Consider the following 18,021-nt stretch of genomic DNA (forward strand, 5'->3'; position numbering starts at 1 on the left):
GCCCCTCCCCGGCGGGGGGGCTTGTAACTTCCCACCCCGGCGGGTGATGCTGGACCGGGTCCGGGCAGAGCCCGGGGAACGGTGGAAGGGCGGGTGGGGGACAGCTCCGCGCAGCGGCTACAGCGGCGGCGGCTCCGGCCGTTCCTGGGGGCCGCGGCCCGACAGGACCTCCCCGTAGGCCTGCATCAGGTCCGCCAGCCGCAGGGTGGAAAGATCGTCCCGCGTGGGGTCCCCGTGGAACCCCGCCAGCCGCAAGTCCCGGTACGCGCAGCTCTTCTCGTACAGCGTCCGCAGGAACCGCCCGTTCCCCAGCTCGTCGATCCACCCCTGCTCCACCACGTGCCCGCTGATGCTCCGCAGCTCCTCCAGCGCCTCCTCGTCCCACCGGTCCCCATTCGCGTCCGCCAGAACCCCGCCGATCGCGGTCAGTTCCAGCGGCCGGTAGCTCGGGAAGTCCACCCGGGTGGTGAACCGCGAGGACAGCCCCGGGTTGGTGGCCAGCAGCCGGTCCATCCCCGCCGGATAGCCCGCCAGGATCACCACCAGGTGGTCGCGGTTGTCCTCCGCCCGCTTCAGCAGCACCTGGAGGGCCTCGTCGCCGTACGCGTCCCCCTTGCTGTAGCCGGAATTGGAGAGGCTGTACGCCTCGTCCACGAACAGCACCCCGCCGATCGCCGAGTCGATCAGCTCGTTCGCCTTCACGGCGGTCTGCCCGAGGAACTCGCCGACCAGGTCCGCGCGCCCCGCCTCCACGAGGTGGTCGCCGCCGAGCAGGCCCAGCGCGTAGAAGACCCGGCCCAGGATCCGTGCCACCGTGGTCTTGCCCGTGCCGGAGGGCCCCGAGAAGACGAAATGCCGCTTCGGCGGCTGTACGGGTAGCCCCTGCCCCGTCCGCAGCCTGGCCATGTGCAGCTGCGCGGAGAGCGCCTTCACCTGCCGTTTGACGGGCTCCAGGCCCACCATCCGCTCCAGCTCCGCGAGCGCCTCGGCCAGCGCCGCCGGATCCGCGGGCCCGGCCGGCAGCCCCGCCGGGCCCGGCTGGGACGGCAGCGCCACCTTGCGGCGCACGCCGCCCGGGCGGCCGGGGGCGGGCCCGACCGGAGCCCCCGGGCCGTGCCGGGGCTCCGGGGGCTCCAGCGGGGACAGCGGGTCCTGTTCCACCTGCCCGTCGGCCGCGATGTCCTGGACCGGGCCGCCGCCGCCCAGCGCCACCGCGGCGAAGTCCCCGCCCGACGGGGACGGGCCGTGCCCGCCCAGGCCCTCGTAGCCCAGGCCGCCCGCGTACCCGGCGAGGCCGTCGGCGTCCTCGCTGTCCTCGATCGCCGTCAGCCGGGCCGCCGTGTCCATGAACGCCGGGTCCACCCGGTGCACCGCCCGGTACAGCGGCAGCGCCGCCGCGCTGCGCCCGGTCCCCTCGTGCGCCCGCGCCAGCCAGTACCGCAGCTCCTTGCGCTGCGGCTGCTCGCTGCGGCACCGCATCAGCGAGGCCGACAGCAGTGGCTCCGCCTGCCCGTACATCTCCAGCCGGACCCGGGCCATCCCGCCGAACAGCCCCGCCTCGATGCCGAGCAGCGGATCGTCGACGAGGGAGTCGGTGTGCCGCACCAACTGCTCCCAGTCCTTGACGAGATACGCCCGGCAGGCGTGCAGGAACCGCACCTGGGGATCGGTGTCCACGGGCGGCAGAGCGGCCAGCGCCTGGTCCAGCTCGGGCACGTGGCGGCCGTCCAGCCAGTGCGAGGCGTGGGCCAGCAGCAGGTCGCGCCGGCTCTCCAGCACCGGCTGCACCCACCAGCCCAGCCAGTACCAGGAGTTCAGGGTCCGCCGGTGGCGGGTCCGCTGTTCCCCGAAGCGGTCCCGGTGGGCGTACATGCGCAGTAACGCGTTGGTGGTGTCGACGCGCAGCGCGTGCAGGCCCAGCCAGGCGTCCGCCATCGCCGGATCCAGTCGTACGGCCGTCCGGAACTCCTCCTCAGCCTGCGGGTAGGCGCCCATCGTGCAGGCGTCCACTCCTCGCAGCCAGGCGAGTTCGGCCGGGGCGTGTGCGCTGCCCACCGCGGCGAAATCCATCACGTCCCCCACAAGCCTGCCCCCGTGGTGCGCGGCAACCCCCGCGATGCGCACGCGAGTTGGCCCTGCGCGGATGAAATCAGGGGTGCATCGTACCTGCGGTCACGCACCTTACGTAGGGTGCGGTGCAGACGGTTCGGGAGTGCGCCCATGGCGTAAATGGTGACGCAGGGTGAAGGATCCGGGGTGCTCCGACCCGCGCGAACCGGGCGCGAAGGCCGTCGGAGGGCGGATCCATGAGTCCCCGGGGGCAGAACGAAGCCCCCGATCACGGGGGAACGATCGGGGGCTTCGCGTCCGCGGCGGCCGGTGAGAGCCGCTCATTCAGAACGTAAGGCCGGTGCGGCCCCCGGGTCAAGGAGCGGGCGGGGGCCCGCGGCGGGGAGGGTTCGCGGGCTCCGTCAGGCCCGGGGGAGTCCGTCACCCTCGGTGATGGAAGCCGGGGTTCCCGCGGTCGCAGCAGTCCCGGAAGACCACTCGTATCCCGTACCGCTCTGCCGTACCAGAGTGTCCGCGAAGGGGCGCGAAGGATCATCCGCGAAGTGCGCGAGCTCCGCGCGCTCCCATCCGTCCCAGAAGTCGGAAAGTTCACGCCCGTCCCGGTTTCGCCCGCGCCCCCAGGACTTGGCGCGCGGCATCTCCATCCACAGCAGCCGCGCCAGCCACGGCCGCAGCGCGCGCCGCCCGGCGCCGACCCCCTCGACGAGCAGCACCGGAGCCGGCTCCAGCACCCGCTCCGGCCCGAAGCGCCGCTCGACCCAGTCGTACGGGGCCCAGTGCGCGGGCCGTCCCGCGGCGAGCGGCTCCAGCACCTGGACGCGCAGCCGCTCGTCCCAGCCGAACAGCTCCTCGTGACTGGCCACATCATCCAGATGCAGCACGGGCGCACCCCCCAAGGCCTCGGCGAGCCGCCCCGCGAAGGTGCTCTTCCCGGACCCGGCATGCCCGTCGACCCCGACGAGCCGCACGGCCCCCAGCGAGGGCGCGAGCGCGGCAAGCTCCCGCGCGAGCACCTGAAGGGACTGCACTGACTGCGACGACTCCTGACCTTCCACCCGCCCAGGGTAATTCCAGCCCCGCCGGCGTTTGAGGCGCGGGGGCCCGGGGGCTGGCCCCCGGCAACGGCGCCGCACGCGCAAAGGGGTCCGGGGCGCAGCCCCGGGGAACGGTGGAAGGGCGGGTCGGGGACGGCCCCGCAGGGCGGCCCGGCCGGCCGACCCGGCCCGTCACCCCCGACACGACCCCACGGCTTCAACGCCCGGCATGCGGGAACTGGAAGGGTGGGAACCACCACCGCACCGACCCCTGGGGGCCACGCCAATGTCCGCACCCACACCCCGCCGGGCCCTGCTGGCCGTAGCCCTGGCAGCCGCCACCGCGGCCACGGTCCCGGTCGGCCGCGCCTCGGCCGCACCCGCGAGGGCCGGCGCGGGCCCGGACTCCGATGCTTCGGCCGGTGCCCCGGCCCCGGCCGAGCCGGCCACCGCCGAAGCCACCCGCAAAACGGTGGACAACCGTTTCTGGTACTCGTACGCCCACTGGCGCGCCGGCATCCACCAGGGCACCACCGCCATCGGCGGCGCCCGCCCCGGGCTGGAGATCAAGACCCCGGCCGGCCGCACCGAGTACGCCGACCCGCACACCGGGAAGAAGAGCACCTGGGAGTACGCCACCTGGACCTCCCCGGTGCACGCCTCCACCGTGCCCGCCACCGAGGCCATCGCCTCCTGGAACGCCCGCACCCCGGCCGGAACCTGGCTCCAGGCGGAACTGCGCGGCACCTACACCGACGGCACCGCCACCCCCTGGTACGTCATGGGCCGCTGGGCGTCCGGCGACGGGGACATCCGCCGCACCTCCGTGGACGGCCAGACCGACGGCAAATCCACCGTCTGGACGGACACCCTGGCCTTGGACGCCCCCGCGAGGACCGGCGGGCTGCGGATCAAGGACTGGCGGCTGCGCCTGACCCTGCACCGCAAACCCGGCGCGAAGAACACCCCGACGGTATGGCTGGCGGGGGCCATGGTCTCCGACCTCCCGGACCGGTTCACCGTCCCCGCGTCCGCCCCGTCCGGCGCGGCCGCCCTGGAGCTGAAGGTTCCGCGGTACTCGCAGGAGACGCACGCGGGCCAGTACCCCGAGTACGACAACGGCGGCGAGGCCTGGTGCAGCCCCACCTCCTCCCAGATGATCATCGAGTTCTGGGGCCGCAAGGCCAGCGCCAAGTCCCTGACCTGGGTCAAGAAGGGCTACGCGGACCCCCAGGTCTGCCACGCGGCCCGCTCCACCTACGACGCCGCGTACAAGGGCTGCGGCAACTGGCCCTTCAACGCCGCCTACGCCGCCACCTACCGCCAGCTGGCCGGAGTCGTCACCCGGCTCGGCTCCCTCGCCGACCTGGAGACCCTGGTCCGGGCCGGCATCCCGGCCATCACCTCGCAGTCCTTCACCGCCGAGGAGCTCACGGGCGCGGGCTACGGCACGGCCGGCCACCTCATGACCGTCATCGGCTTCACCGCGGCCGGCGACGTGATCGCCAACGACCCGAACTCCCGCGACAACCAGAGCGTGCGCCGCGTCTACCGCCGTCGAGAATTCGAGAACAACTGGCTGAGGACAAAGCGCCACAACACGGCGGGCAAGACCGTCTCCGGCACCGGCGGCGTCTGCTACCTCTACGGCCCGGCCCGGCCGAATCCGGCGCAGGTCCTCGCGCTGCGGGCGGTCGGGGTGCTGTGAAAACTTCCAGTTGACCCGAATGTATGACAAGCGGACGATAAGGGCATAAAGGTCGCGTAAAGGCTTCACGCTTCATAGGAGGCGGCCCGCCATGACCACCCACTCCATCGAACACCACCCCGACCTCGCCGAGATGCGCACCCGGTTCGAGCGCGTCACCAGTACCCCGGCCGCCCAGGCCGTCGAGGCGTTGGCCCTCCTCACGGGCCTGTACATCGCCGCCTCGCCCTGGATCGCCGGATTCAGCGGATTCAGCTCGCTGGCGATCAACAACCTGATCGCGGGCCTGGCGTACTGCCTGTGCATGAGCGGACTGGGCTCCGCCTACGAACGCACCCACGCGATGGCCTGGACGGCGGTCGGTCTCGCCGCCTGGACGATCGTCGCGCCCTTCGTCATCGCCGGGGACGTCAGCACCACCCGCACGGTGGTGAGCAACGTGATCGCCGGCGGCATCGCCCTCTGCCTCGCACTGGCGATGGTGGGCATGGCGGGCCGCGATCGCACCACCTGATCCCACCGGCGCGTGCCACTCACGCCCCCGCCCGCACCGCGCGGCCGGGGGCGTGAGGCATACCACGAGTGACCATCGTCTCTACCGCGAAGGCCGCGCCCGCTGTCACATTGGACGGTATGACCGCAGACAGCGCAGCCCTCACCTCCCGTGCCCGCAACCTGGTCCGCACCGGCGGACCCCAGGACGGCTCCGCCTGGCTGGAGCACGTGCTCGGCTGGACCCTGGTGGTCGTCATCGCCATGTTCGTCACCCAGGTCGGCTGGCTCTGACCTCCGGTCCGGGCCCGGGTCCTGGCTCGGGTTCGGGCTCGATCCGCCAGTGCCCGTCCGGAACGCCCACCAGCCCGTAGAGCCGGCGCACCGGTGAGCGCGCGGGCAGCAGCACCACCCCGGCCACCAGGGTGAACAGCCCCAGCCCCGGCCACCACCCCAGCAGCCGTACGAGGAGACTGGCGCCCAGCGCCCCCGCGAACGGCAGCCCGTAGACCCCCGCCCCGGCGATCGCCACCGCGATCACCCTGGGCACCTTGAGGTCCGCCGCCGCCCCCGGCAGCCGCCAGCCCTCCACCAGCCAGCCGATCTCCGCCAGCAGCATCGTGCCGATCACGGCCAGGCCGAAGACGAGCAGGGCCAGGAAGGTCCCCGAGGTCGCGAAGGCCAGGCAGTGATTGATCGCCGAGCCGCCATGGACCGCGCCGTCCGTGCCGGCCGTCCCGTCCGCGCCGTCGGCGGACCAGTCGGCGAAGGCCCGCGGATCGGCGCTCAGCAGTCGCTGGTACCCCGTGCCGTCCCACCCGTGGATCAGGGTGAAGAACAGCAGGAAGTACCCGGCCACCGCCTGGAGGTACCCCCAGTACCCGGCCCCGACCAGCACGAACAGCCGCGCCGCCAGGAACCCGAGCAGCGCGCCGACGACCACCGAGGCCACGTAGAAGAGGGCGAAGCCGGCCCACACCCCGTCGTGGTCGCGCGCGACGTGCATGGTCGCCCAGGCAGGGTTCTGCCACAGCAGGTACACCCCGGTCGGGGCGGGCAGCAGGGCCGCGTAGAGCAGGGTGAGCGCGAGGTACGGATTGGACGCGCGGCTGCGCGTGCGGACCCCCTCGCCCTGGACCGAGCGCTCCCACCACTGGAGCTGGCGCCCGGCCGCCACCGCGAAGGTGGCTCCGACGGCGTACGCCCACAGCGGCGCCGCCTGTACGGGGATCACGAGGCCTCCAGTCGCAGCCCGTCGGTCTTGATCACGTCGGAGGTGACCAGCGCCTGCTCCGCGCTCACCTGGGTCATGAAGACGAACGGCGGGATCACCGGGGGAGCGGGCAGCCCGTCCGGGCTGAAGGTGACGCAGAGCAGCCCCTCGATGCAGCCGCTGAACCTCGTCAGGTACAAGGTCACGTCGCCGCTCAGGTTCAGGGTCCTGGCGGCCAGCCCGTACTCCTCGCCGCCGTCGCGGGTGCGCAGCCGGTAGTCGGTGAGCGTGGCCGCGCGCATCCGCAGCACCAGCACCTTCAACGGGCCGTTCGCCGTGGGCACCTGGGTGACGCCCGCGAAGGCGAAGCCCTGCGGCGCGAAGAGGGAGGTGGTCACGGTCGGAGGGGTGCGCGCCGCCGTCGGCGCGGCCGACCCGTCCGCCCCGGCCTGCGGGGCGCCCGTGGCCGTCGCGAGCGCGGCGAGCAGCACCACCGGCAGCGCCACGGCCAGCGTGCGCGGCCCGCTGCCGTCCAGGCTCGGGATGTACGGGCCCTCCGCCTCCTCCGGATCCGGCAGCGGGGTCCAGCCGAAGGCCAGGGCGCTGCCCGCGATGCCGAGGAACATGCCGAGCAGGAAACCGCCGAGGTTGGTCGCCACGAAGGACAGCACCGACAGCAGCAGCGCGTGGACGGAGACGTACGCCCGGGTCTGCGGCAGGAGCCACAGGAACAGGCCCGCGGCGATCAGCGCGATGCCGATGCCGATCGCGGCGATCCCGCCGAGGCCCAGGCTGACCAGGACGGTGAGCGGGGAGAGCGGGACCAGCAGCAGTTCGGTCCCGCCCAGGATCACCAGCAGCCCGCCCCAGAAGGGGCGGGCGCGGCGCCAGGCCCGCAGCCGCCGCCGGGGGCCGGGGTACGGGAGCCGCCGCTCCAGCCACCCGGCCCCCGGCCCGGCCGGTCGACGTGGGCCTAGAAGCACTTCTTGCCGTCCAGGCTGACGTTGAGCTTCATGCCCTTGAGGTGGAAGTTGCCGCCGGTCGCGGACCAGGCGTGCGATTTCACGTCCACGACCTCGATGTTCCCGGCCTGGAGCCCGAACTTCCCGGCCTCGCCCGTGACTCCGCTCACCTGGTCGAGGGTGGAGGCGTCGCGGCCGATCTGGGCGGTGCCGAAGGTGGCGTCTCCGGCCAGGTCCTCGCCGTCGATGACGAGATTGCTGGCGGTGACGTCCCCGGCCGGGCCGCCGGCGGTCAGTTTGAAGGTCACCTTGCCGAGGGGGGTGTCCACTTCGGCGGCCTGGCAGATGTCGCTGAGGGTGGCCTCGCCGATGCCGAGCAGTGCGACCGGGTGCCCCTTGCCGTCGACGGAACGGTCCGTCTGCACGTACGAGGCCAGGCCCTTGCTGCTCAGCTTGGACGAGGAGACCTGGAAACTGGTCCCCGAGACGGCGAAGGAGGCGGCGAGCGCGCCCTGCGCCATGACCATGGCCATCGCCCCGACCGCGACGACCGCGGGCATCGCGACGGCGGCCGTCTTCTTCCAGTTGACCCGGCCCTCGGGGGTGTTTCTCTTCGTGCTCGTCTTGCCGTTGCCCATGACGTGTTCCTCCCGTACGTCGTCCGGTGCGCAGGGGGAGTGCAAGGTGCGGAGGGGGGTGCAAGGTGCAGAGGGGAGCGCACAGGAGGGGTCTGCCATACTTCGGGCATCCTGTGGCAGTTCGAGGCTAGGGCTGAATTTGAATAATAGTCAACAGCGCGGAACGACCGGGCGTTCGCAGGTTCGGAGAGCCGAACTGATAGCGATCGGGCGCAAGTTGTTCGCCGACACCTCGTACGACGCGCTCTCCATGGACGACATCGCCAAGCACGCCGGCGTGGCCAAGGGCCTCATCTACTACTACTTCAAGAGCAAACGCGGCTACTACCTGGCCATCGTCGAGGACTCGGTCGCCGAGCTCGTCGCCCGCGCCGGCGGTGAGACCGACGTCTCGAATGCCGAACGGGTGCGCCGCACCATCGACGGTTACCTGCACTACGCCGAGCACCACCAGGCCGCCTACCGCACCATCGTCACCGGCGGCGTCGGCTCCGACTCCGAGGTCCTCGCCATCCGCGACGCCGTGCGCGAGGAACTCGCCGCGGCCATCGCCGAAGGCGCGTACGGCCGCCGCACCGTCCCGCCGATCGCACGGCTGGCACTCGTGGGCTGGCTGTCGGGGGTCGAGGGCTGCACGCTCGACTGGATCGGCTCGGCGGACGATCCCCGGGGCGGTCCCGGCCGCCCCGACCGGGCCGAGCTCGGCGCCCTGCTCGTACGCACGCTGCGCGCGACGCTCACCGTCATCGAGGAGTTCGTCCCCGAGTGCCCGGCGCCGCCCTCCGAGGACAGTGATCTCCGGGAAAGTGATCTTCAGAAGTGCGATCTTCACGGGGATGATCTCGCACCCGTGACGGGAAGCCCCTGATCGGGCATACTCAACCGCCGCAGCCACTTGAACTGGAACTTCCCGCGATCCGGGAGTCACCATCGGCTGTGAGCCCCGAGACCCGGCGACGCGTCCCACCCCGGCGTGCCGCCCCGTGCTTTTGCGAGTGAGGAGAGCGCCGCCATGACCGACCGCGCGCCGCAGCAGGTGGACCGTCAGCTGCCGACCGAGGAGTCCCGCGACCTGCTCGCACTCGTACGCGAGATCGCGCAGCGCGAGATCCGGCCCCTGGCCGCCGAGGAAGAGGACCGCGGCCGCTTCCCGCGGGAGATCTTCACGCTCCTCTCCGAGGCCGGACTGCTCGGTCTCCCGTACGCCGGCGAGTACGGCGGCGGCGAGCAGCCGTACGAGGTCTACCTCCAGGTGCTGGAAGAGCTGGCCGCGGCCCGTCTGACCGTCGGGCTCGGCGTCAGCGTGCACTCCCTCGCCTGCCACGGCCTGGCCGGGTACGGCACCAAGGAGCAGCAGAGCGCCCACCTGCCCGCGATGCTCGGCGGCGGCCTGCTCGGCGCGTACTGCCTCTCCGAGCCGGGCGCCGGCTCGGACGCGGCCTCGCTGACCACCAGGGCGGTCCGGGACGGCGAAGACTGGATCGTCAGCGGCACCAAGGCTTGGATCACCCACGGTGGGGTCGCCGACTTCTACACGGTCCTGGCCCGCACGGGCGTGGACGGCCCGAAGGGCATCACGGCCTTCCTGGTGCCGGGCGACGCCGAGGGCCTCACGGCCGCGATCCCCGAGAAGAAGATGGGCATGAAGGGTTCGCCCACCGCCCAGCTGCACTTCGACGGCGTACGGGTCCCCGACACCCGCCGCATCGGCGAGGAGGGCCAGGGCTTCACCATCGCCCTGGCCGCCCTCGACGCGGGCCGCCTCGGCATCGCCGCCTGCGCGATCGGCGTGGCCCAGGCCGCGCTGGACGAGGCCCTGGTCTACGCCCTGGACCGCAAGCAGTTCGGCCACCCCATCGCCGACTTCCAGGGCCTGCGGTTCATGCTGGCCGACATGGCGACGAAGATCGAGGCGGGCCGCGCGCTGTACCTGGCGGCTGCGCGGCTGCGGGACGCGGGCAAGCCGTTCTCCCGGCAGGCGGCGATGGCCAAGCTGTTCTGCACCGACGCGGCGATGGCCGTCACCACGGACGCGGTCCAGGTGCTCGGCGGCTACGGCTACACGGCGGACTTCCCGGTGGAGCGGCTGATGCGCGAGGCGAAGGTCCTCCAGATCGTGGAGGGCACGAACCAGATCCAGCGCATGGTGATCGCCCGCCACCTGGCGGGCCCCGAGTCCCGCTAGCTTCACCCGGGCTCCGGGTCCCGCGAGCTTCACCCGGGCCCCGCGTCCCGCCGGCTTCACCCGGGCCCCGCGCGGCCCGGCCTTCCGGCCCCTGCGCCCGGCCCTTCCGGCCCCCGCGAGGCCCGGACCTCCCGGCTCCCTCTTCAGGTAGTGCCCCCGAAGAGGGGGCCGGTCGGCCAGATGGGCGAGGAGGCGATCCGGGACCACTCCGGATCGCGCCGCCCGGGCACGGTCCGGCCCTCCGCGGCCCAGCGGGTGAGCAGCGCGCTGTAGATGGGCGGGTCGGGTGTATGCGGAACCGATTCTTCGCGCCCTGCGGACGGCGCCCGCCGCCGGCGCCCCACTCTCGGCGTGGAACTCTCCATCGTGGTCATACCGGGCCAACGCGCCATCGGATCCACGGGTAACCCCGTCCATCCGTTCGACCCCGCCCCCTGGTCGGCCCCTTGGTCGGCGGAGCGCGCCCCGACCCCCGCCGCACGACGTGTCTTCCTGACAGTCTGTGCCACACCTCTGGTCCCCACCACCAGATCTGACGTACCGTCATCTCCGCTCAAGGTGCCAGCTCCCGCATGCCCCGCACCCACAACCGGAGGTTCGCCATGCCCGCCGACCGGCCCGTATCCCTCGACGAATACCCCATCCACCAGGCCCCGTTGTCGATGAAGCACCTCGTCACCGGCGACCGCAACGCCTACGACCGCTGCATCTTCCACGTCTTCGACCACGCCGGCCGCGCCGTCCTGATCCTCGGTCTCGGCGTCTACCCCAACGCCGGGGTCATCGACGCCTACGCCACCCTGCGCATCGGCGACGAACTCCTCGCCGTCCGCGCATCCGACGCCCTCACCGACGACCGCATGAACCTCTCCGTCGGCCCGCTCCGGATCACCATCGACGAACCCCTCAAGCGCATCGGCCTCACCTGCGCCGCCGACCCGGACGACCCCGACGGGCTCTCGTACGACATCGCCTGGACCGCCGAGTTCCCCGCGGTCTGGGAGCCCCACCACACCCAGCGCCGCGGCGACCGCCTCATCCTCGAAGGGCGCCGCTTCGTCCAGGCGGGCAACGTCACCGGCACCATCCGGGCCAAGGGCGAGGAGTTCACCCTCGACGCCGCCGAGTGGACCGGCACCCGGGACCGCAGCTGGGGCGTGCGCCCCATCCCCGGCGAGGACGGCGGCCGGGCAGCCGAGGAACACCGCCCCGAGGGCTTCCACTGGCTCTGGATCCCCGTCCGCTTCGAGGACCGCTTCCTCATGGTCATCGCCCAGGAGGACGCCGACGGGCTGCGGGGCCTCAGCGAAGCCGTCCAGGTGTTCCCCGAAGGCAGCGGCCGGCACGACGTGCAGCTCGGCTGGCCGCACACCGACATCCGCTACCGTTCCGGCAGCCGCCACCCCGAGAGCGCGGTGGTCCACCTCACCGACCCGGACGGCCGAAAGCCCCTCGAACTCGGCGTGGAGATCCTGAACTCCTCACCGCTCGCCGTCGGCGCCGGCTACCCGCCCGCCTCCGACTGGCAGCACGGCACCTGGCAGGGCCGTGGCTGGACCGACCGCCGCGTCTACGACCTCTCCGACCCCGCGGCCCACCCCATGGCCGCCTTCGGGGTCACCGACCACTCGGCCCGCTTCACCCTCGAAGGCCGCACCGGCTTCGGCATCTTCGAGCACGGCAGCTTCGGCCGCCACGACCCGAGCGGCTTCACCGACTACGGCTCGGTGGCCCCGTAGGACCAGCCCGGAAGCATGCGGAAGCAAGCCGCACGCAGGAACAGGAAGGGGTACCCCCATGGCAGGACCGGCACCACGCCCCCGCACCTCCACCCGCGAGCCCGAGGAACTCGGCCGGCGCCTCGCCGCCTGGCTCGACACCGAGCTCCCCGGCGCGAAGGTCACCAACGTCTCCGTCCCCGGCTCCAACGGCATGTCCAGCGAGACCCTGCTCTTCGACATCGAGCACCCCGACGCCCCCGTCCGCGCCTGCGCGCTGCGCCTCGCCGCCGACCCGGCCGCCTACACCGTCTTCCCCACCTACGACATGCCCCGTCAGCACCGCGTGATGAGCCTGGTCGCCGCCCACACCGACCTGCCCGTCCCGCGCGTGCAGTGGCTGGAAGAGGACCCCGGCCCGCTCGGCGCGCCGTTCTTCGTCATGGCCCGCGCCGAAGGCCGCGTACCGCCCGACGTGATGCCCTACACCTACGAGGGCAACTGGCTGCACAGCGCGAGCGACGCCGAACGCGCCGAGCTCCAGGAGGCGAGCGTCTCCCTCCTCGCCCGGCTGCACGACCAGTTCCCGCCCGGGGAGGCGGAGTTCCTCCTGCCGGCGGGCGAAGGCAGCCCGCTGCGCCGCCACGTCGAGGGCCAACGCGCCTACTACGACTGGGTGGTGGCCGGAAAGTCCCGCTCCCCGCTACTGGAACGGGCCTTCGACCGCCTCGAAGAGCTCTGGCCGGCCGACGAGGGCGGCCCGGCCGTGCTCAACTGGGGCGACGCCCGCATCGGCAACGTCATCTTCGACGCCGAAGGCTTCGAGCCCGTGGCCGTCCTCGACTGGGAGATGGCGGCCTTCGCGCCGCGCGAGGTGGACCTCGGCTGGTCCGTCTACCTCCACCGGTTCTTCCAGGACCTGACCGTGAGTTTCGGCCAGCCCGGACTGCCGGAGTTCCTGCGCCGCGAGGACATCGAGCGCCGGTACGCCGAACTCACCGGGCACACGCCGCGGGACATGGAGTTCCACACCCTCTACGCTGCCCTGCGGCACGGGATCGTGATGCTGCGGATCGCCTACCGGCAGGCGCACTTCGGCGAGGTCGAGATCCCCTCGGATCCGGACGGCCTGATCCTGCACCATGCCAGTCTCGCCGCCATGGTGCAGGGAACGTACTGGTAGCTCGTACCCGCCGGCCCGTAGGGGCGGTTCAGGCGGCCTGCGCGTGCTGCCGCATCTGCGGCAGCGCCGCGGGCACGGGCGTGCGTACCGGACGCGAGCCGGGGCCGCCGACGTGCGAGAAGGGCTGCGTGCGCCAGTCCAGCCCCTGCGGCAGCGCGAGGTGCACGACGGGCTCCAGCTCCTGGCCCTCGTCGGCGGCGAGGCCGAGGCCGAGGGTGGGCAGGGCGTCGGAGGCGGGCCGCCCGGTACCCGCGCACACCGTGAGCCCGAACGGGTTCCACGGGGTCAGGCAGAGGGCGTGCTCCGGCAGGTACTCCTCGTCCGCGACGAGGGCGATGGCCTGACCGCAGTCGGGGCAGGTCGCGTGGTGGATCTCGAATCCCTCGGTGTATTCGAGGTAGTCGTCGTCGTCGGCGTAACCGCCGTCGACGATTTCCAGGGGCTCCGGTTCGATGCGACCGGCGCGCTTGGTGTTCAGCATGGATGTACTCCCCCTTGGGTGGGCCGGGCGGGCAGGTTCTTCGGCCACGGCCACCCCAAGCACTTCCCGTCACGCGGCACGAGTAACCACTTCCGGCCGCCGTACGCCCGCATATCCCTGTGGCCTTGGTCACATGACCGCCGCGGGCGCCGCCTCAATCCGTGGACACGGCTGGGCCTGAGGCGGTCCGGGGCCGTAAGTTGTGCGGCTATGAGCGCAATGGAGGAGCTGGACCGCCAGATCGTGGATCTGCTCGTGCGGGACGGACGGATGAGCTACACGGACCTGGGCAAGGCCACGGGCCTGTCCACGTCGGCCGTCCACCAGCGGGTACGCCGCCTGGAACAGCGCGGAGTCATCCGCGGCTACGCGGCCGTCGTCGACCCCGAGGCCGTCGGACTGCCGCTGACGGCCTTCATCTCGGTCAAGCCCTTCGACCCGAGCGACCCCGACGACATCGCGGAACGGCTGGCGGGGGTTCCGGAGATCGAGGCCTGCCACAGCGTCGCGGGCGACGAGAACTACATCCTCAAGGTCCGCGTCGCGACCCCGCTGGAACTGGAAGACCTCCTGGGCCGCCTGCGCGCCCTGGCCCACGTCTCCACCCGCACGACGGTGGTCCTCTCCACCCCCTACGAGGCCCGCCCGCCCCGCATCTAGCGAACAAGCCTCGCCGGCGCTTGAGGCGCGGGGTCCGGGGCGGAGCCCCGGGAAACGGCGAAAGGGCGGGGCGGGGAGAAGCCGCCCGCAGGGCCCGCCCCGCACCCACGTCCCGCCGCGCCCCCGCAGAGGGGGCGGTGGTCCGGGGCGCGGGGCGGACCCGCCAGACTGGTCGGCATGACAGACCGCACCGCCGACTCCGCCACAGCCGCCGGAGGCCACCGCACCGTCCTGCTCCGCGGCGGCGAAGTACACAGCCCCGCCGACCCCTTCGCCACCGCGATGGTGGTGGAGCGCGGCCACATCGCCTGGGTGGGCTCCGAGGGTGCCGCCGACGCCTTCGCGCAGGGCGTGGACGAGGTCGTCGACCTCGACGGCGCGCTCGTCACCCCCGCCTTCACCGACGCCCACGTCCACACCACCTCCGCCGGGCTCGCGCTCACCGGGCTGGACCTCTCCGGGGCCGCCTCCCTCGCCGAGGCCGTCGAGCGCGTACGCGCGTACGCGGACAGCCGCCCCGCCGACCGGGTGCTCCTCGGCCACGGCTGGGACGCCGCCCGCTGGCCCGAACGCCGCGCACCCCTGCGACGCGAGCTCGACGAGGCCACCGGCGGCCGGCCGCTCTACCTCAGCCGCATCGACGCGCACTCCGCCGTGGTGACCACGGCCCTGCTCCACCTCGTCCCCGAGGCCCGCGGAGCCGCCGACGAGCCGCTGACCCGCGACGCCCACCACGCCGTACGCCGCGCGGCGCTCGGCGCCCTCACCCCGGCGCAGCGCGCCGAGGCCCAGCGGGCCGCCCTCGACCGGGCCGCCTCCCTCGGCATCGGCTCCGTCCACGAGTGCGGCGGCCCGGACATCTCCTCCGCGGAGGACTTCACCTCCCTCCTGGAACTCGCCCGTACGCACCCCGGACCCCGCGTCTTCGGCTACTGGGCCGACCGGGACCTCGACCAGGCCAGGGCGCTCGGCGCCGTCGGGGCCGCCGGCGACCTCTTCGTCGACGGCGCCCTCGGCTCGCACACCGCCTGCCTGCACGCCCCGTACGCCGACGAGGCCCACACCGGCACCGGCTACCTCGACGCGCGGGCCGTGGCCGAACACGTCGCCGCCTGCACCGAGGCGGGGCTCCAGGCCGGTTTCCACGCCATCGGGGACGCCGCGATCACCGCCGTCGTCGAAGGGGTCCGGGCCGCCGCCGACAAGGTGGGCCTGGCCCGGATCCGCGCCGCCCGGCACCGCGTCGAGCACGCCGAGATGATGACCCCGGCCACCATCGCCGCCTTCGCCGACCTCGGCCTCACCGCCTCCGTACAGCCCGCATTCGACGCGCTGTGGGGCGGCGAGGAGGGCATGTACGCCGACCGGCTCGGCGCCGAGCGCGCCCGTACCCTCAACCCGTACGCGGCCATGCTCAAGGCGGGCATCCCGCTGGCCTTCGGCTCCGACGCCCCCGTCACCCCGCTCGACCCCTGGGGCACGGTCCGCGCGGCCGCCTTCCACCGCACGCCGGCCCACCGCGTCTCGGTACGGGCCGCCTTCGCCGCCCACACCCGCGGCGGCTGGCGGGCCCTGGGCCGCGACGACGCGGGGATCCTCGTCCCGGGCGCCCCGGCCGACTACGCCGTGTGGCAGAACGCCGAGCTGGTGGTGCAGGCCCCCGACGACCGGGTCGCGCGCTGGTCCACCGACCCCCGTTCCGGCACCCCCGGACTGCCCGACCTGACCCCCGGCTCGGACCTGCCGGTCTGCCTGGCCACCGTGGTCGGTGGCCGGGAGGTATTCGTACGGCCACAGGGGTGATCCGGGGGGCCGTGGTTCGGTAAGGGCGACCGGACCCGGATAGGTTCGGCCGGGTCCACCACCGGACGTCCGAACCGGACGGAGCCGTTCGCTCAACCGCGCCCGCGCCTCGGGGGCGAGGGAAGGTTTCGCCGGAAAAGGTGTCCCCCCTGCTCCGAAGGAGCTTGGGGGAGGGTGGCCTCAGATCGGGGCCCGGCGGTCCAGTAGACAACGGTCAGGCGGCCCGCAGCCAGCGGGAGCCGGTCCGGCCCGAAGGACCGCGGGCTCCGATCGCTGTTCTAAAATCACCTCTGCGAGACGACGTACACGACGTCAAGGATGTACGGGAACGCAAAAGGGGACTCAGTGAGCGACGGCGGACAGCGAAGCTACGGACCGCTCGGCACGGCCTTGGTGATCATTCCGACCTACAACGAGGCGGAGAACATCGGGCTGATCGTCGGCCGCGTCCGCGCGGCTGTGCCCGGGGCCCACGTCCTGGTCGCGGACGACAACAGCCCGGACGGCACCGGCAAGCTCGCCGACGAGCTGGCCGCCTCGGACGAGCAGGTCCACGTCCTGCACCGCAAGGGCAAGGAAGGGCTCGGAGCCGCCTACCTCGCCGGTTTCACCTGGGGCCTGGACAACGGCTACGGGGTCATCGTCGAAATGGACGCCGACGGCTCCCACCAGCCCGAGGAACTGCCCCGGCTGCTCACCGCCCTGGAGGGCGCCGACCTGGTGCTGGGCTCCCGCTGGGTGCCGGGCGGCCGGGTCGTCAACTGGCCCAAGAGCCGCGAGTTCCTCTCCCGGGGCGGCTCCACGTACTCCCGGCTGATGCTGGGCGTCCCGATCCGGGACGTCACCGGCGGCTACCGCGCCTTCCGCCGCGAGACCCTCGAAGGCCTGGGCCTGGCCGACGTGGCCTCCGCGGGCTACTGCTTCCAGGTGGACCTGGCCCGCAGGGCCGTGCACAAGGGCTTCCGCGTGGTCGAGGTGCCCATCACCTTCGTCGAGCGCGAGTTCGGCGACAGCAAGATGAGCAAGGACATCGTGGTGGAGGCCCTGTGGCGGGTCACCCAGTGGGGCATCAAGGAGCACGCGGACAAGCTGACCGGCAAGATCCGCGGCAAATAGGGCCTCACCCCTAGGGGATGTCCGGTACCTCCGACTGAGGACGCTTTTACACCGGCCCAGGCACACTGGTGGGTATGACGACCGGAGTTCCGACACAGACGGCCCCCCGGCGCCGTTCGCCCGCCCGTACGATCCTTCCCCTGGCCGTCGCCGCCTGGCTGATCCTGGAGATCTGGCTGCTCAGCCAGGTCGCCGGAGCCGCCGGCGGCGGGACCGTCGCCCTGCTCCTGGCGGGCGGCATGGTGCTCGGTGTGGTGGTCATCAAGCGGGCCGGGCGGCGCGCCTTCAAAAACCTCACGGACACCTTCCAGCAGGCCCAGGCGGGCGCAGCGCCCACCCCGCAGCAGCCCGGCACCGGCAACGGCCTGACCATGCTGGCCGGCCTGCTCCTGATCGTGCCGGGCCTCCTCTCGGACGTGGCGGGCCTGTTCCTCCTGCTCCCGCCGGTCCGCGCCTGGATCAGCCGCCGGACGGCCCGCACGCTGGAGCGGAAGATGGCCTCCGCGCCCGCCGGCAGCTTCGGCGACGCCTTCCAGCAGGCCCGCATCCACTACCCGGACGGCAAGGTCGTCCAGGGCGAGGTCATCCAGGGCGAGGTCATCCGCGAGGACCGGCCGCGGAGCTCCGGCCCCGACGCCGGTGGCTACCGGCCGCCGCTCACCCCCTGACCGGCCAACGCCGAGGGCCCCCGCCCCCCCCGGGGGGGGGGGGGGGTGGTTTTCACCACGTTCGCGGCCGCCGAGGAGAGAGGGGGTGTT

At 72.9% G+C, this 18,021-nt stretch carries 17 protein-coding genes; 11 read left to right on the plus strand and 6 right to left on the minus strand.

What is annotated here, in order from left to right:
* Positions 1-117 precede the first annotated feature (117 nt).
* Positions 118-2,070 (minus strand): AAA family ATPase, encoded by a 1,953-nt coding sequence (locus ACFXDJ_RS21095; RefSeq protein WP_384849895.1) that lies wholly within the window; start codon positions 2,068-2,070, stop codon positions 118-120.
* A 401-nt stretch (positions 2,071-2,471) separates the two neighbouring features.
* On the minus strand, positions 2,472-3,098 hold the full coding sequence (locus ACFXDJ_RS21100) for a uridine kinase (RefSeq protein ID WP_384656820.1): 627 nt from the start codon (positions 3,096-3,098) through the stop codon (positions 2,472-2,474).
* 292 nt (positions 3,099-3,390) lie between these two features.
* On the opposite strand from ACFXDJ_RS21100, the gene ACFXDJ_RS21105 reads away from it, so the two are divergent.
* The 3 genes from ACFXDJ_RS21105 to ACFXDJ_RS21115 all read left to right on the plus strand — a co-directional run bounded on the left by ACFXDJ_RS21105 (position 3,391) and on the right by ACFXDJ_RS21115 (position 5,598).
* Positions 3,391-4,812: a peptidase C39 family protein gene (locus ACFXDJ_RS21105; protein WP_384656822.1), complete on the plus strand. Its 1,422-nt coding sequence runs from the start codon at positions 3,391-3,393 to the stop codon at positions 4,810-4,812.
* A gap of 91 nt (positions 4,813-4,903) precedes the next feature.
* Complete coding sequence (locus ACFXDJ_RS21110) at positions 4,904-5,326, plus strand: SPW repeat protein (protein WP_384656825.1); 423 nt, start codon at positions 4,904-4,906, stop codon at positions 5,324-5,326.
* Between the two features lie 119 nt (positions 5,327-5,445).
* Positions 5,446-5,598 (plus strand): SCO1431 family membrane protein, encoded by a 153-nt coding sequence (locus ACFXDJ_RS21115; protein WP_384656828.1) that lies wholly within the window; start codon positions 5,446-5,448, stop codon positions 5,596-5,598.
* Here ACFXDJ_RS21115 and ACFXDJ_RS21120 read toward each other — a convergent pair.
* Genes ACFXDJ_RS21120 through ACFXDJ_RS21130 form a run of 3 tightly spaced genes read right to left on the minus strand, consistent with a single transcriptional unit; the run spans position 5,576 to position 8,039 of the window.
* The gene (locus ACFXDJ_RS21120) at positions 5,576-6,538 is read right to left on the minus strand and encodes a hypothetical protein (RefSeq protein WP_384656830.1); all 963 of its coding nucleotides are present in this window, start codon (positions 6,536-6,538) and stop codon (positions 5,576-5,578) included. The two genes, ACFXDJ_RS21115 and ACFXDJ_RS21120, sit on opposite strands and share 23 nt — an antisense overlap.
* Positions 6,535-7,500, minus strand: a complete 966-nt coding sequence (locus ACFXDJ_RS21125; RefSeq protein ID WP_384656833.1) for a DUF6114 domain-containing protein — start codon at positions 7,498-7,500, stop codon at positions 6,535-6,537. Before ACFXDJ_RS21125 ends, ACFXDJ_RS21120 begins: the two co-directional genes overlap by 4 nt.
* A complete protein-coding gene (locus ACFXDJ_RS21130) occupies positions 7,491-8,039 on the minus strand; it encodes a DUF6230 family protein (RefSeq protein WP_384656854.1) in 549 nt (182 codons plus the stop codon). Before ACFXDJ_RS21130 ends, ACFXDJ_RS21125 begins: the two co-directional genes overlap by 10 nt.
* A gap of 217 nt (positions 8,040-8,256) precedes the next feature.
* On the opposite strand from ACFXDJ_RS21130, the gene ACFXDJ_RS21135 reads away from it, so the two are divergent.
* From ACFXDJ_RS21135 to ACFXDJ_RS21150, 4 genes are all read left to right on the plus strand, one after another.
* Entirely contained in the window at positions 8,257-8,985 is a 729-nt protein-coding gene (locus ACFXDJ_RS21135; RefSeq protein WP_384656835.1) for a TetR/AcrR family transcriptional regulator, read from the plus strand.
* Between the two features lie 144 nt (positions 8,986-9,129).
* Positions 9,130-10,302: an acyl-CoA dehydrogenase family protein gene (locus ACFXDJ_RS21140; protein ID WP_384656838.1), complete on the plus strand. Its 1,173-nt coding sequence runs from the start codon at positions 9,130-9,132 to the stop codon at positions 10,300-10,302.
* A gap of 602 nt (positions 10,303-10,904) precedes the next feature.
* Entirely contained in the window at positions 10,905-12,041 is a 1,137-nt protein-coding gene (locus tag ACFXDJ_RS21145; RefSeq protein ID WP_384656857.1) for a hypothetical protein, read from the plus strand.
* A 58-nt stretch (positions 12,042-12,099) separates the two neighbouring features.
* Positions 12,100-13,203: a phosphotransferase family protein gene (locus ACFXDJ_RS21150; RefSeq protein WP_384656841.1), complete on the plus strand. Its 1,104-nt coding sequence runs from the start codon at positions 12,100-12,102 to the stop codon at positions 13,201-13,203.
* A 28-nt stretch (positions 13,204-13,231) separates the two neighbouring features.
* On the opposite strand, the gene ACFXDJ_RS21155 is transcribed toward ACFXDJ_RS21150, so the two are convergent.
* Positions 13,232-13,684, minus strand: a complete 453-nt coding sequence (locus ACFXDJ_RS21155) for a hypothetical protein (RefSeq protein ID WP_384849899.1) — start codon at positions 13,682-13,684, stop codon at positions 13,232-13,234.
* A gap of 219 nt (positions 13,685-13,903) precedes the next feature.
* Here ACFXDJ_RS21155 and ACFXDJ_RS21160 point away from each other — a divergent pair, with 219 nt between their 5' ends.
* From ACFXDJ_RS21160 to fxsA, 4 genes are all read left to right on the plus strand, one after another.
* Complete coding sequence (locus ACFXDJ_RS21160) at positions 13,904-14,344, plus strand: Lrp/AsnC family transcriptional regulator (RefSeq protein ID WP_266581396.1); 441 nt, start codon at positions 13,904-13,906, stop codon at positions 14,342-14,344.
* Between the two features lie 177 nt (positions 14,345-14,521).
* Positions 14,522-16,147, plus strand: coding sequence for an amidohydrolase (locus tag ACFXDJ_RS21165; RefSeq protein WP_384656845.1), 1,626 nt, complete (start codon positions 14,522-14,524; stop codon positions 16,145-16,147).
* A 318-nt stretch (positions 16,148-16,465) separates the two neighbouring features.
* Positions 16,466-17,263 (plus strand): polyprenol monophosphomannose synthase, encoded by a 798-nt coding sequence (locus ACFXDJ_RS21170; RefSeq protein WP_384656848.1) that lies wholly within the window; start codon positions 16,466-16,468, stop codon positions 17,261-17,263.
* A gap of 74 nt (positions 17,264-17,337) precedes the next feature.
* Positions 17,338-17,931, plus strand: a complete 594-nt coding sequence (gene fxsA, locus ACFXDJ_RS21175; RefSeq protein WP_384656851.1) for an FxsA family membrane protein — start codon at positions 17,338-17,340, stop codon at positions 17,929-17,931.
* Positions 17,932-18,021 lie beyond the last annotated feature (90 nt).

It is taken from the genome of Streptomyces sp. NPDC059443, from assembly GCF_042750105.1.
GTDB lineage: Bacteria > Actinomycetota > Actinomycetes > Streptomycetales > Streptomycetaceae > Streptomyces.